The organism is Phenylobacterium sp. (assembly GCF_016793225.1).
GTDB lineage: Bacteria > Pseudomonadota > Alphaproteobacteria > Caulobacterales > Caulobacteraceae > Phenylobacterium.
In genome coordinates this window covers 1-13,522 of record NZ_JAEUMN010000086.1, presented here as the reverse complement: position 1 = coordinate 13,522, position 13,522 = coordinate 1, and the positions used below count along the sequence as shown (strand labels likewise).

Below are 13,522 nucleotides of genomic sequence, written 5' to 3'. Positions count from 1 at the left end.
TGGCGGTCAACCTCAACATGATGCCGACCAAAGGCATGACCCTGCCCTTCATCAGCTACGGCGGGTCGTCGATGCTGGCGATGGGCCTGACGATGGGACTGGCCCTGGCGTTGACCCGGCGCCGTCCTGGGGCCTACTCCCCGGATGCTGGGTTGGCGAAGGCGGGGGCCTACTCTTGAGGTCTGATGCGTAAGATCGCCGTCGTCGCGGCCGGGGGCACCGGCGGACACCTGTTCCCCGCCCAGGCGCTGGCCGAGGCGCTCATCGCGCGCGGGTGGGGGATCGTGCTGGCGTCGGACGAGCGCGTGGCCGGCCTCGCACAGGACTTCCCGGCCGAGCGGCGCATCGGCCTCTCGGCGGCCACCTTCAAGCGCGGCGACCCGATCGGCATGATGCGCGCGGGCTTCGCCGTGTCCCGTGGCGTGCTGCAGGCGCGCGCCGTCTTCCGCGAGATCGCACCCAAGGTGGTGGTGGGCTTCGGAGGGTATCCCTCCGCGCCGGCCCTGGTGGCGGCGATCCTGGATCGCCGTCCGACGGTGATCCACGAGCAGAACGCCGTCATGGGCCGCGCGAACCGCATGCTGGCGCCGCACGTCCAGACGGTCGCATGCGCGTTTCCGACCCTGAAGAAGGCGCCCGAGAAGGTGGCGGCGCGCGCGCAGGTCGTCGGCAACCCGGTGCGCCCGCCCATCCGGGCGCTGGCGGACCTGACGTACATCCCGCCCGAGCCGAACGGGCCGGTCCGCCTGCTCGTCACCGGCGGCAGCCAGGGCGCACGGCTGCTTTCCGAACTGGTGCCCGAGGCGGTCAAGGCCCTGCCGGAGGACCTGCGCAAACGGCTGCAGATCGTGCAGCAGACCCGCGCCGAGAGCATGAACACGGCGCGGCGCGCCTATCGGGACTCCCTGGTGGACGCCGAGATCGCCCCCTTCTTCCGCGACATCGCGAGCCGCCTGCGTGACGCCCACCTGGTGATCGGCCGGTCCGGGGCCGGCACGGTCTGCGAGTTCGCCGTCGCGGGTAAGCCCGCCATCCTCGTGCCCCTCGCCATCGCCATCGACGACGACCAGGGGCAGAACGCCAAGCTGCTCGCCGACGCGGGCGGCGCCGAGATCGCCCGCGAGGCCCAGCTGACGGTGGAGAGCCTGGCGAGCGCGCTGACGATCCTGCTCAACAACCCCGCCCGCCTCGCCAAGATGGCGGCCGCCTCCCGCTCGGTCGCCATCCCGGACGCCGCAGAGCGGCTGGCCGACGTCGTGGAAAAGACCGCCGGCGCCTGAGTCCCGCTAGGGGTACTGCTGGTGGTGTAGGGCTCATTTACCGCTTATTGGAGAATCAGGCGGAGACTGAGGATCGTCATAGGCGCGTCGAGGGAGGGTGACGCGTGTTCCGTGAGATCAGTCCCAGCCTTTGCTTCGACTTCAGCGAAGCGCGCGTGCTCGTCGTCGAGCGCAGCGAGAGCTACTCCGAGATCCTCGTGCAGATGCTGATGGGCTTCGGATTCCGGAAGTTCACGCGGCTGAGCGGCGAGGTGACGCCGGCCGCGCTGGACGCCGGACCGGCAGGACCCGCGCTCGTCGTGGCGGACCTCGGCGCCAACGACGAGCCAGATACCGATCTCATCGCGCGCATCCGCGAGATCGATGCGGCCACCCAGCGGTCGACCGCGCTCATCGGCACTGCGGTCAATCCCAGCGTCGACTTCGTGACGAGCGTGAAGACCTGCGGCGCAGACTTCATCCTCGTGAAGCCGTTCTCCCCGACGACGCTCCTGAAGAGGATCCTGTGGGTCGCGACGGCGGAAGCGGCGCCGAACCGGTGAAACCTGGACGGACGCGTGAGCATGCAGAGCCGACTTAAGGGCTGCCTCGACCAGCCCACAGGCATGAACTTCGAGACCGCGATGGCGGCGGCCGAACAGAATCTGGCCCAGCATCGCGCCACGGCCCTGCAGGGCCTGGACAAGGCCATCGCCTCGGCCCAGGCCCTCGGCCGCAGCGGCGGGACGAGTGCGGAGAACCTGATCCGCCTCAGCGAGGTGGCCGCAGACATCGCCTGCGTGGCCGGCGCCTACGGGCTGGAGGAACTGTCGGCGGTGGCCAACGGCCTTGCCAAGGCGACGGCGCCGAACGTGGTGGCGGATGCGCGGGCCATCCTGGTGCATGTCGAGGCGCTCCCGCTCCTGCGGTCCACCAGCCCGGCAGAGGCCGACCATCGGCGCAGCATCGTGGCGGGGCTCGCCAAGGTGCTCGCCAAGCAGATCGGGGCGTGATCCCGCGCCTCACGTCGAATGACGTGGTTCCGGCGGCCCGCGAGATGGGCTAGCACGCGGTCATGAACCGCCGTCCCGTCCCCTTCGAAATCGGCCCCGTGCACTTCATCGGCATCGGCGGCATCGGCATGAGCGGCATCGCCGAGATCATGATGCGCACCGGCTACACGGTGCAGGGCTCCGACGCCAAGGCCAGCGCCAACACCGAGCGGCTCCAGCGCCTGGGCGCGAAGATCTTCATCGGACACGACGCCGGCCACGTCGAAGGCGCGTACGCCGTCGTCTATTCGACCGCGGTGAAGGCCGACAATCCGGAGATGGTGGCGGCGCGCGAGAAGCGCCTGCCGCTGGTCAGGCGGGCCGAGATGCTGGCCGAACTGATGCGGCTTCAGTTCTCGGTGGCGGTGGGCGGCACCCACGGCAAGACCACGACCACCTCCATGATCGCCTCGCTGCTGGACGCGGGCGGCCTGGATCCCACGGTGGTCAACGGCGGCATCATCAACGCCTACGGCACCAACGCCAAGGTGGGCGCGGGCGACTGGATCGTGGTCGAGGCCGACGAAAGCGACGGCACCTTCCTGAAGCTCAAGTCGACCTGCGCCGTGGTCACCAACATCGATCCCGAGCACCTGGACCACTACGGCGAGTTCGACGCCGTGAAGAAGGCGTTCCAGGACTTCGTCGAGAACATCCCGTTCTACGGCTTCGCCGCGGTGTGCACCGACCATCCCGAGGTGCAGGCCCTGGCGGCGCGGGTCGAGAACCGCCGCCTGGTCACCTACGGGGTCAACCCGCAGGCCGAAGTGAAGGCCGAGAACATCACCATGGGGCCGGACGGCGCGCACTTCGATGTGGCGATCCTGCCGCACGAGGGGGATCCGCTCCGGTTCTCGGGCCTCCACATGCCCATGGCCGGGCACCACAACGTGCTGAACGCCCTGGCCGCGGTGGCCGTGGCGCGGGAACTTGGCCTGGACGAAGCCGCGATCCGCAAGGGGCTGAAGGAATTCGGCGGCGTCCGCCGGCGCTTCACCACCACCGGCGTCGCGAACGGCGTGCGGGTGGTCGACGACTATGGGCACCACCCCGTGGAGATCGCGTCGGTGCTGAAGGCCGCCCGCGCCGTGACTCAGGGCAAGGTGATCGCCGTGGTGCAGCCGCACCGTTACACGCGGTTGCGCGACCTCTTCAGCGAGTTCTGCGCCTGCTTCAACGACGCCGACACGGTGATCGTGGCCGACGTCTATGCCGCGGGCGAGCAGCCGATCGACGGCGCCAGCAAGGACGGCCTCGTGTCGGGCCTGCGCCGCTACGGCCACCGCCGGGTGCTGCCCCTGGGCTCGCCCGCCGAATTGGCCGCGATGGTGCGGGAGGAGGCGGCGCCGGGCGATCTGGTCGTCCTGCTGGGCGCCGGCGACATCACGAGCTGGGCTTATGCGCTGCCCGGCGAGCTGGAAGCCCTGGGCGCGTGACGGACTGGCGCGACTCCCTCCCGCCGGTCCGCGGCAAGCTGCTGCGGGACGAGCCGCTGGGTCCTTTCACCTGGTTCCGCGTCGGCGGGGCGGCGGAGGTGCTGTTCCTGCCGGCCGACCACGAGGACCTTCGCGACTTCCTTAGGGCGCTGCCGGCGCAGGTCCCGGTGACCGTGCTGGGGGTCGGCTCGAACGTGATCGTCCGCGACGGCGGCGTGCCGGGCGTCGTGATCCGCCTGGCCGGCCGGTCGTTTGCCGGCGTCACCGTCGAGGGCGACACGATCACGGCCGGCGCGGCGGCCCTGGACGCTGCGGTCGCGCGGGCCGCCGCGAAGGCGGGTCTGGCGGGGCTGGAGTTCTACGCCGGCATCCCGGGAACGGTGGGCGGCGCGCTGACCATGAACGCCGGCTGCTACGGCGGCGAGACCAGGGACATCCTGGTGTCGGCCTGGGGCTACGACCGCAGGGGCCAGCGCCGCGAGCTTCAGCTCGCCGACTTCGGCTACACCTATCGCCACTCGCAGGCGCCGGCGGACATCATCTGGGTCGAGGCGACCTACAGCGGTCGCCCCGACGAACCGGCCGCCGTGCAGGCGCGCATCGACGAGATCACCGCCCGCCGGGAGACCACCCAGCCCATCCGTGAGAAGACGGGCGGATCAACTTTCAAGAATCCGCCGGGCCATTCGTCCTGGAAGCTGGTTGATGAGGCGGGATGGCGCGGAAAGCTGTACGGTGGAGCCATGTTCTCGCCCTTGCACGCGAACTTCATGATCAACACCGGGGAGGCGACGGCCGCCGACCTCGAGGGCCTGGGCGAGGCCGTGCGCGCCGATGTGAAGGCGAAGACGGGCATCGATCTCCACTGGGAGATCAAGCGGATCGGGAGGGCCTGACCGTGGCGCAGGCGGCCCTGATCCTCGTTCGGCACGGGCGGCCCGCGATCGATCCGGCGACGCCGTCCACCACCTGGTCGCTGTGCCCGGAGGGCCGGGCCGGGTGCGAGAAGCTCGCCGACCGGATCCTCGACTACGCCCCCACGACCATCGTCTCGAGCCCTGAGCCGAAGGCTCTTGAGACCGCCCAGGTGCTGGCCGCCCGCGCGGGCCTGCCGGTGGAGGTCGATCCCGGCCTGCACGAGCACAAGCGTCACCACCTGTCGTTCGGCACCGAGGAGGCCTTCCGCCAGCGGATCGCGGCGGTCTTCGCCAAGCCCTCCGAGCCCGTGGGCGGGCAGGAGACGGCGCACGAGGCGGCCGAGCGGCTGGCCGCCGCCCTGGCCCGGCACCAGGGCGCGCCTCTGCTCGCCGTCACGCATGGCACCGTGTTGAGCATGTACCTCGGCGAAAAGCTGGACTGCGACGCTCACGACCTCTGGCGCAGCCTCCACATGCCCGACGCCTTCGTGCTCGATGCCGAGGGCCGGCTTATCGAACGCATCTCGTAGCGCGCATCGCGAAGGGCAGACGCGGCCGCCGGCGGCGTTGATCTGCGTCATGGCCAAGGGCGAGCCGAAGGGTCATCCTGTGTCCGTGCCCGACGGGAGTGCAACCTCGCACCTCTACCGGCCGAAGCTCGCCACGACCCTGGCGGAAGGCTACGGCCTCGACGCCCTGCGTCGCGACGCCATGGCGGGGCTGACGGTCGCCGTTCTGGCGATGCCGCTCTCGATGGCCATCGCCGTCGCGTCGGGCGTGTCGCCGGCGCAAGGGCTCGTCACCGCGATCGTCGGCGGCTTCCTGGTTTCGGCCCTGGGCGGCAGCCGGGTGCAGATCGGGGGCCCGGCCGGGGCCTTCATCCTGCTGGTCTCCGCCACGGTCGCCCGTCACGGCCCGGAGGGGCTGGCAGTGACGGTCCTGCTCTCGGGCGTCATGCTGGCCCTGGTGGGCGTTCTGCGGCTGGGCCGGCTGATCCGCCACGTGCCCCACACCGTGACCGTGGGCTTCACGGCGGGCATCGCCGTGACCATCGCCGCGAGCCAGCTGCGCGACCTGGCGGGCCTGCGGCTCGAGGGCGCAGAGCCCGGCCCGGTCCTGGCGAAGCTCGCCGCGCTCGCCGGCGCCGCTCCCACGTGGAACCCTTCCGCCCTGGCGGTGGGCGTGGGCGCGGCCGTGGTCGTCCTGGTCCTGAAGCGCTGGCGTCCGGCCTGGCCGGGCATGCTGGTCGCCGTGATCGCGGCCACCGGGGCCGCCGCGCTGCTGCACCTTCCCGTGGACACCATCGGAAGCCGCTTCGGCGCCATCCCGAGCGGCTTGCCGGCGCCGCGGCTGCCCGCGTTCGATGCGCGGCTATGGCTCGAGCTGACGCCGGTCGCGCTGTCGTTCACGCTCCTGGGGGGCCTGGAGAGCCTGCTGTCCGCCAAGGTCGCCGACAGCATGACGGGCCGCGTCCACCGCTCGAACATGGAGTTGGTCGCGCAGGGCCTCGCGAACGTCGCCTCGGCGATCTTCGGCGGCATCGCGGTCACCGGGACGATCGCGCGCACCGCCACGAACGTTCGCGCGGGCGCGCGCAGCCCCGTGGCAGGCATCCTTCATTCGGTATTCCTGCTGGGGTTCATGCTGCTGGCGGCGCCGCTGGCGAGCGGCATCCCGCTGGCCGCCCTCGCGGGCTTGCTGCTGGTCGTCGCCTGGAACATGGCCGAGAGGGAGGAGTTCGCGGCCCTGCTCAGGCAGTGGCGGCCGGCCGCCGTGGTGCTGGTCACGTTCGGCCTGACGCTTCTGCACGACCTTACCGCAGGCATCCTCGCCGGCTGCGGACTGGCCTTCGCGTTCTGGCTCGCGTCACAGTGGCGGCGGCGGCGCAACTGACCTGGGGCAGGGCCGAAGGCCGCCGCCGCCCACCGTCAGACGTCAGCCGGCCGTCGGCGCCGCCGTTCGCCGCCGCCGAAGCGCCGCGCCCGCGGCGCCGAAGCCGAGGATCATCAAGGCCCAGGTGGACGGCTCCGGGATGGCCGCCACAGCGATGGACAGGTTGGCGCCGTCGGCCACCGCGAGCCGCGGCGCGAGCTCGTTCGTCACCTGCGCCTCGTACTCGGGGGCGATGGTGATGTTGAAGGTGTGGCTCGCGTCGGTGACCCCGGGACCGCTGCGCAGGACGCCCAGGGTCGCCCAGACGTAGAAGCTCTCGCCGGGATTTAGGACATAGGTCTCCGCGCCGCTGCACGAGGTCGCCGCGAGACCCAGGTACTGGGTCGTGTTCGGCGCATTGAGGGGCTGGACCGAAGCCGTGCCCACCGCCAGCGCGCCCGTCGAACCGCAGCTTCCTGTCCACTGTCCCCCGGAGAGGCCGCCCGTGGGCCGCCAGTACTCGGCCGCCACGAGCGGATCCAGAATGGCGCTCGTGGTCACCGCGATGTTCGCGCCGACGCGGCCGCCGATCGGGTTTCCGGCCGCGACGAAGTCGACCAGGCCGCGGAAGGCGTTGAGCGGGATGACGAGCGCCGTCTCGCCGGTGTTGGTGTACCCCTGGATGGCCTGCACCGAGGCGACGTCGATGGACGTGACGACGGGCGACGCGCCGCCGCCGGAGAAGCCGCCTGAGGCGAAGGCCTTCAGCACCGGCAGGCCGAGCAGGCCCTCGCCCGCCTCCGCCGAGGCGAAAGCCTCCCCGTAGTTTGGCGACGGGAAGCCGCCGTAGTCGGCGTAGCGCACCGACGCTCCGATCGAGGTCTCGTTCGCCTCGGTGTCGACCTCGCGCGCCAGGATCCGTGGCCCGCCCGGCCGGTTGCACGTCTGTCCCACGACGCAGGTGGCCACGCCGGCCTGGGCATTGCTCCAGGTCATCACGTTCTCGGCCTGGGCGGCGGACGCGAACAGCGTAAGGGCGCCGCCGAGCGCCAGGCTGGACATGCGGATAGCGTGGTTCATCTTCTGGTCCCCCATCGACCGATGTTCCTGCGTGCGACGACCTCGTTGGGCCGGGCAGGACTTGCACCCAGGGTGGAAGGCCCGTCGCGGGGCCTCAATCTCCGTTTGTAGGGTGTTGATCAGGCTGCATTCCCGCCTCGCGCGCTTATTTCCCCCCGCGGTTGCGCGATCGGCCCGGAAGGCGATCGGACGCGGCGCGGCCGGCGCTCGCCGCGGGTTGCGTCGGAATGGCGCCGAAACCTCACTTGACCCGGCGCGGCCCAGGCTCCACCCGCAGGGCGAGCTTCCCAGCACCCGCGAGTCGCACATGGCAGGTCCCCTATCCGGGCATCACGTCGCCGTCCTGATGGGCGGCCTGTCTTCCGAGCGCGAGGTGAGCCTGGTCTCCGGGCGTGAATGCGCCGCCGCCCTGGAGCGGCTGGGCGCCCGGGTGAGCCGCGTGGACGCCGGCCGCGACGTGGCGCAGGTGCTGGCGGGGCTGGGACCCGACGTCTGCTTCAACGCGCTGCACGGCGCGTGGGGCGAGGACGGCTGCGTGCAGGGCGTCCTGGAGACCCTCGGCCTGCCCTACACCCACTGCGGGGTGCTCGCCTCCGCCCTGGCGATGGACAAGGCCAAGGCCAAGGCGGTGCTGGCGGCGGCGGGCGTCGACGTGCCCGGCGGCGGGCTCTTCAACCGGTTCGAGGCGGCCCGCGAACATGTGATGCCGCCGCCCTACGTGGTGAAGCCGAATGCGGAAGGGAGCTCGGTCGGCGTCTTCCTGGTGTTCGACGGCGCGAATCGCCCGCCGCAGGAGATCGTGGCTCCCGGCTGGACGTTCGGCGAAGAGGTGATGATCGAGCCCTACATCCGCGGGCTGGAGCTCGCCGTCGGCGTCATGGACGGCAAGGCGATGACGGTCACCGAGATCGTCCCGCGGACGGGATTTTATGACTACGAGGCGAAGTACGAGGCCGGCGGATCGCAGCACATCCTGCCCGCAGGAATCCCGGTCCATGCTTTTGAAAAAGCGAAGAAAATGTCTGAGATGGCCCATGCCGCGCTTGGTTGTCGCGGGGTTACCAGGTCGGACCTTCGTTATGACGGCATTAACGATGTTCTGGTCCTCCTTGAGGTGAACACCCAGCCGGGGATGACGCCCACCTCGCTCGTGCCCGAGCAGGCCGCGGCGGGCGGGGTGGACTTCGACCGGTTGGTGCTGTGGATCGTGGAGGACGCTTATGCCCGCGGCGGTGCGGGGGGGATCGCGAGTCGCAAGCCGGGGTAAGGGTCCCGCCGGTCCGCCGAAACGCCCCGCGAACCGGGGCAAGGCGGGCGAAGGGGCGGCGAAGCCTTCCGAGGGACGCGTTTCACCCAAGCAGGTTCTGATGATCGCCGCCGGCGTGCTCACGCTCGCCGTCACCGGCGTCCTCGCGACCGGCGGCCGTGGCCAGATGCTGGCCGACGCCATCGGCGCGGGCGTGGATGGCCGCTTCGGCGAGGCCGGCTTCGCCCTGCGGACGGTGCACGTCCAGGGCGCTTCGGCGATGGCCACGCCCGATATCGTCAAGGCCGCGGGCGTCTACCGCGACCAGCCCCTGCTGGGCATGGACCTGGACGCGCTGAAGGGCCGGGTCGAGCAGGTGGGCTGGGTGAAGGAGGCGCAGGTCGTGCGCCTGCTGCCCGACACCCTGGTGATCACCGTGAAGGAGCGCCGGCAGCTGGCGGTCTGGCAGCACGCGGGAAAGAGCGTCGTGATCGACCAGGAAGGCCAGGTGATCCGCGAGGCCGATCCCGCGCGGTTCGCGAACCTGCCGCTGGTGGTGGGCGCCGGCGGCGACCGGCACGCCGGCGAGATCCTGCCGACCCTGGCGCAGCGGCCGAAGCTGATGGCTCGGCTGGAGGCCCTCGTGCGGGTCGACGACCGGCGCTGGGACCTGCGACTGAAGGACGGATCGCTGATCCAGCTCCCCGCGGTCGAGGAAGAGGCCGCCCTGATGCAGCTCGAGCAGCTGGACCTGCGCTCGCGCATCCTGGAGCTCGGCTTCGAGCGCATCGACCTGCGCAACCCCGACATGGTGGCCGTCAGGCCCCGCGTCTCCGAACCCGCCGTCACCGCCGCCGCGCCCGCCGAGCCCCCGGCCGAAGGCGCGTGAGAAGCCGAGTGCCCCCGATGCTCAAGACCGCCGAACGCCCAGCGATGAAGGACCAGCCGAAAAAGGACGCCGCCCGCAAGGACGGCCGCGAGGGCCTGAAGGCCGCGCTCGCGCCCCCGAAGCTGATCGCCGCCGTGGATCTCGGCGCGTCCAAGGTGGCCTGCTTCATCATGAAGCCCGATGGCGTGCGGCGCGGCGATCGCACCCTGACCACCTGCGGCGTGGGCTACGTCCAGTCGCGCGGCATCCGCGGCGGCGCCATCGTCAACCTCGACGAAGCCTCCGAGGCCATCGCGCAGGCGGTCGAGCGGGCCGAGAACGTGGCCGGCGTCAACGTCCAGGGCGTGACCGTGGCGACCGCCGGCGGCCAGCTCACCTCGAGCCGCGTGCAGGGGCGCGTCTCCATCGGCGCCCGTCCCATCGCCGATGGCGACCTCGTCCGCGCCATCCAGAACGCCCTCGCCCAGATCAAGCTGCCGGGCCGCCGGGCCGTGCACATCCTGCCGATCGCCTGGGCGGTGGACGGGCAGGGCGGCGTGCGCGATCCGCGGGCGATGTTCGGCAAGACGCTCGGCGTCGAGCTGCTGGTGGTGTCGGTGGCCGAGACGGTCTTCAACACCCTGGGCGCCTGCGTCGAGCGCGCGCACCTGCAGCTGGAAGGCGTGGTCGCCGCCCCGTTCGTCTCGGCCCTCGCCGCGCTGGAAGAGGACGAGATGGACCTCGGCTCCATCTGCATCGACATGGGCGGCGGCTCGACCTCGGCCTCGGTCTTCCGCGGCGGCTCGCTGGTGCATGTGGAGACCGTGCCGGTGGGCGGCCAGCACGTGACTCAGGATATCGCCCGCGGCCTCTCGACCTCCATCGCCGGCGCCGAGCGGATCAAGACGCTGCACGGATCGGCCATCGCTTCGGCCAACGAGGACCGCGAGATGATCGAGGCCCCGCCGCGCGGCGACGATCCGGGCGCGGGTCCGGTCGTCGCGCCGCGCAGCCTGCTGAAGGGCATCATCGCCCCGCGCGTGGAGGAGACCCTGGAGCTGCTGCGCGACCGGCTGAAGGCGGCCGGCGCGCCGGTCGAGCCCGGCGCGGGCATCGTGCTCACCGGCGGCGCGAGCCAGCTCGCCGGCGTCCGCGAGGTGGCCGTGCGGGTGTTCGACCGTCCCGTCCGGCTGGGACGCCCCCGCCGTGTGCCGCATCTTGCGGACGCCGCGTCCGGCCCCGCCTTCACCGCGGCGGCCGGCATCCTGCACCGCGCCGCTTTCGGGCCGCGCGAGGCCGTGTCGTCCAAGCAGCTCTCGTCGGCCAAGCTCCAGCGGGCCCCGCTGGATCCGCGCGCCAACCCCGTGGCCAAGGCCGCGGCCTGGCTGCGCGACAACCTCTAGCTACGAAAAGGCCGCCCTCGCGGGGCGAGGGCGGCTCGATCGTTCGATCCTTAAGGGGCTCAGGCCGTGACGGCCGAGCGGCGACGGATCATGGCGCCCATGGCGCCGAAGCCCAGCAGCATCATCGCCCAGGTCGAGGGCTCGGGGATCGCACCGATGGACTCGTTCACCGCGATGTTGTCGAGCTCGAAGCCGCCGCCGCCGCCCGAGCCGTCGAAGACGACGTAGTCGACGGTCCCGAGCGAAGCGCCCGAGAAGGTGGCGAACTGCCCGAGGCTGCCGTTCACCTGACCGGTCTGCACGCCGTTCAGGAAGCCGGTCACGGAGAAGCTCGTGCCGGGGCTGTTGCCGAAGGCTGCGGCGATGTCGAACGAGGTGAGGAAGAAGTCGGACAGGTCGAACGCGCGCAGGAAGATCCTGGAGTCGCGGTCGTTCAGCAGGACGCCGGTGCCGTTGCTGGCAAGGCCGAACTGGGTCGAGTCGATCTCGTGGAAGTGCTGCTCGTCCCCTGGGACGTTGCCGATCTCGAAGTCGAGCCGGACGATCGGAGCATTGTAGATCGTGTTGGCTTGACCTTCGAAGGTCAGCACTGCGGCCGAAGCCGGCGCGGAAAGCCCGCAGACCATTGCGGCGGCAGCGGCCGCCATAAGTACCTTCTTCATCTCCAGTTCCCTTCGGTCATGCCTGTGTGAGCGCCCAGCTAGCGCCTTATCTGCCGTGTGAGAACGTGACTCTCTCAAGGAGGGAACCGGACAACCCACGAGCCGGAGCCGGGTCCTGGCCCAGCCGACGGGCCGAAACGCCTCGCCCACCCCTGCGCCGGCTTCCGTAGGGGACACGTTTACGAGGGCCCGGCGCACTCTCTAGCGTGACGTCCATCACCCGGAGGCGCGCCATGACGGCTCATCACATCAGGCTCGACATCGACGGCGAAGGCATCGCCACGCTCACGATCGATCGCGGCGAGAAGCGCAACGCCATGACCTACGCGATGCTGGGCGCCTTCCACGAGGCGATCGCCCGGGTCGGCGCCGATCCGGCGGCGCGGGTCCTCATCGTCACCGGCGTCCCCGGCTCGTTCTGCGCCGGGACCGACCTCTCGGACCTGCAGGACACGCCCAGCGATCAGCGGGGCTCCCGGTCTGGGACGCGCTCCAGCGGGTCCGACGCCCTGGCCTGGCCGCTGATGCGGCTGCCGAAGCCGGTCATCGGGGCCATCGACGGGGCGGCGATGGGCATGGGGGCCGAGTTCACCAGCCAGTGCGACGTGCGGATCATGTCCACCCGCGCCCGTATCGCGTGGAATTTCGGCCAGCGCGGCCTGGTCCCGGACACCGGCGCCGGATCGTGGCTGCTGCCGCGGCTCATCGGCCCGCAGCGGGCGCTGCGGCTTCTGTTCTCCGCCGCGTTCCTGGAGGCGGAGGAGGCGCTGCGCATCGGCTATGCGCACCAGGTCGTCGAGCCCGAGGCGCTGCAGGAGGCGGCGCGGGCCGAGGCGCGGCTCTATCTCAAGACCTCGCCCTTCTCGGCCGCGCGGGCCAAGGAACTCGTCTGGAAGGGCCTGGAGCGCGATGTGGCCGAGCACATGACGCACCATCTCGCGGCCATGGCCGAGTGCTTCGCCTCCGAGGACCACAAGGAGGGCGTGGCCAGCTTCCTGGAACGCCGGCCCGCCGTGTTCACGGGCCGCTGAGGCTCCGAGCGCCGGGGGTAGGCCTCAGCCCGCGGCGGCGCGTCGGCGCCCCAGCAGCACGGCGCGCATGTCGCCGCCGGTCTGCACCGTCAGGAGAAGCAGGTAGGGCAGCATGAAGCCCGCGCCTCCGAACAGCGCCACGGGCGCCAAGGCGAGCCCGAGGGGCGAGAAGTCGTTGCGCCAGGCGGTCCAGAGACCCGCGAGCATCAGGAACAGCAGGAAGTCCAGGTTGAACTGGCCGGGCCATGCCATCCTGGCGATGTCGCCGAAGAAGATGGGCACGAGCCCCATGCCGTGCTCGGCGATCACCATGCCCGTGTAGACCAGCAGCGTCACCCACATCGCCGCCAGCAGGATCCTGAACCCCGTCATCCGTCGCCTCCCGCCTATGGAGGCCCATGGATGCCCGCAGACCCGCCCGAGGTTCAATTACCTCCGAGGTAGGCCCCGGGGCGCGTGTCAGGTGGCGTAGGCGGCGAGAGCCCGTCTGTCATGGAGGTGTCATCAAACTGTCGGCGACGGCGGCCCATACGGCGGCCATGCGCATCGTCGCTCTCCTCCTGGCCGCAAGCCTCTCCCTCGGCGCCTGTGCGACGCTCGATCCCGAGGCCGTCTCCGACTCGCGGGGTCAGGCGGTCGGGGCCGGCACGCCCGTGCTCGCCACCGCCGAGACGCCGGCGATCGGGGGCGGGGGCC

At 71.2% G+C, this 13,522-nt stretch carries 15 protein-coding genes; 12 read left to right on the top strand and 3 right to left on the bottom strand.

The features are described 5' to 3' along the window. From JNK30_RS10450 to JNK30_RS10415, 8 genes are all read left to right on the top strand, one after another. The coding region (locus JNK30_RS10450; RefSeq protein WP_293482175.1) for an FtsW/RodA/SpoVE family cell cycle protein at positions 1-179 on the top strand (179 nt) is incomplete at its 5' end. 6 nt (positions 180-185) lie between these two features. Further along, complete coding sequence (gene murG / locus JNK30_RS10445; protein WP_293482173.1) at positions 186-1,280, top strand: undecaprenyldiphospho-muramoylpentapeptide beta-N-acetylglucosaminyltransferase; 1,095 nt, start codon at positions 186-188, stop codon at positions 1,278-1,280. Positions 1,281-1,384: 104 nt separating this feature from the next. Further along, positions 1,385-1,822 carry a hypothetical protein gene (locus JNK30_RS10440; protein ID WP_293482172.1) on the top strand — a complete coding sequence of 146 codons (438 nt, stop codon included), beginning with the start codon at positions 1,385-1,387 and terminating at the stop codon, positions 1,820-1,822. 21 nt (positions 1,823-1,843) lie between these two features. Further along, complete coding sequence (locus JNK30_RS10435; RefSeq protein WP_293482171.1) at positions 1,844-2,272, top strand: hypothetical protein; 429 nt, start codon at positions 1,844-1,846, stop codon at positions 2,270-2,272. Between the two features lie 62 nt (positions 2,273-2,334). Continuing rightward, positions 2,335-3,747 carry a UDP-N-acetylmuramate--L-alanine ligase gene (murC, locus tag JNK30_RS10430; RefSeq protein ID WP_293482170.1) on the top strand — a complete coding sequence of 471 codons (1,413 nt, stop codon included), beginning with the start codon at positions 2,335-2,337 and terminating at the stop codon, positions 3,745-3,747. After that, positions 3,744-4,643 (top strand): UDP-N-acetylmuramate dehydrogenase, encoded by a 900-nt coding sequence (gene murB, locus JNK30_RS10425; RefSeq protein ID WP_293482169.1) that lies wholly within the window; start codon positions 3,744-3,746, stop codon positions 4,641-4,643. Before murC ends, murB begins: the two co-directional genes overlap by 4 nt. Before the next feature lie 2 nt (positions 4,644-4,645). Further along, on the top strand, positions 4,646-5,194 hold the full coding sequence (locus tag JNK30_RS10420; protein WP_293482168.1) for a histidine phosphatase family protein: 549 nt from the start codon (positions 4,646-4,648) through the stop codon (positions 5,192-5,194). Positions 5,195-5,279: 85 nt separating this feature from the next. Continuing rightward, positions 5,280-6,557, top strand: coding sequence for a SulP family inorganic anion transporter (locus tag JNK30_RS10415; RefSeq protein WP_293482167.1), 1,278 nt, complete (start codon positions 5,280-5,282; stop codon positions 6,555-6,557). Between the two features lie 42 nt (positions 6,558-6,599). Here the strand turns inward: JNK30_RS10415 and JNK30_RS10410 are convergent, their stop codons facing one another. Continuing rightward, positions 6,600-7,616: a PEPxxWA-CTERM sorting domain-containing protein gene (locus tag JNK30_RS10410; RefSeq protein ID WP_293482166.1), complete on the bottom strand. Its 1,017-nt coding sequence runs from the start codon at positions 7,614-7,616 to the stop codon at positions 6,600-6,602. A gap of 307 nt (positions 7,617-7,923) precedes the next feature. Here JNK30_RS10410 and JNK30_RS10405 point away from each other — a divergent pair, with 307 nt between their 5' ends. From JNK30_RS10405 to ftsA, 3 genes are read left to right on the top strand one after another with little or no spacing between them, the layout of a single operon-like run. Then, complete coding sequence (locus JNK30_RS10405; RefSeq protein ID WP_293482165.1) at positions 7,924-8,883, top strand: D-alanine--D-alanine ligase; 960 nt, start codon at positions 7,924-7,926, stop codon at positions 8,881-8,883. After that, complete coding sequence (locus JNK30_RS10400; protein WP_293482164.1) at positions 8,837-9,751, top strand: cell division protein FtsQ/DivIB; 915 nt, start codon at positions 8,837-8,839, stop codon at positions 9,749-9,751. The genes JNK30_RS10405 and JNK30_RS10400 overlap by 47 nt, the downstream gene beginning before the upstream one ends. 44 nt (positions 9,752-9,795) lie before the next feature. After that, positions 9,796-11,133 carry a cell division protein FtsA gene (gene ftsA / locus JNK30_RS10395; protein ID WP_293482174.1) on the top strand — a complete coding sequence of 446 codons (1,338 nt, stop codon included), beginning with the start codon at positions 9,796-9,798 and terminating at the stop codon, positions 11,131-11,133. A gap of 59 nt (positions 11,134-11,192) precedes the next feature. Here the strand turns inward: ftsA and JNK30_RS10390 are convergent, their stop codons facing one another. After that, a complete protein-coding gene (locus JNK30_RS10390) occupies positions 11,193-11,795 on the bottom strand; it encodes a PEPxxWA-CTERM sorting domain-containing protein (RefSeq protein ID WP_293482163.1) in 603 nt (200 codons plus the stop codon). 233 nt (positions 11,796-12,028) lie between these two features. On the opposite strand from JNK30_RS10390, the gene JNK30_RS10385 reads away from it, so the two are divergent. Then, the gene (locus JNK30_RS10385; RefSeq protein WP_293482162.1) at positions 12,029-12,826 is read left to right on the top strand and encodes an enoyl-CoA hydratase-related protein; all 798 of its coding nucleotides are present in this window, start codon (positions 12,029-12,031) and stop codon (positions 12,824-12,826) included. A gap of 24 nt (positions 12,827-12,850) precedes the next feature. On the opposite strand, the gene JNK30_RS10380 is transcribed toward JNK30_RS10385, so the two are convergent. After that, the gene (locus JNK30_RS10380) at positions 12,851-13,198 is read right to left on the bottom strand and encodes a hypothetical protein (protein WP_293482161.1); all 348 of its coding nucleotides are present in this window, start codon (positions 13,196-13,198) and stop codon (positions 12,851-12,853) included. Positions 13,199-13,522: the final 324 nt, after the last annotated feature.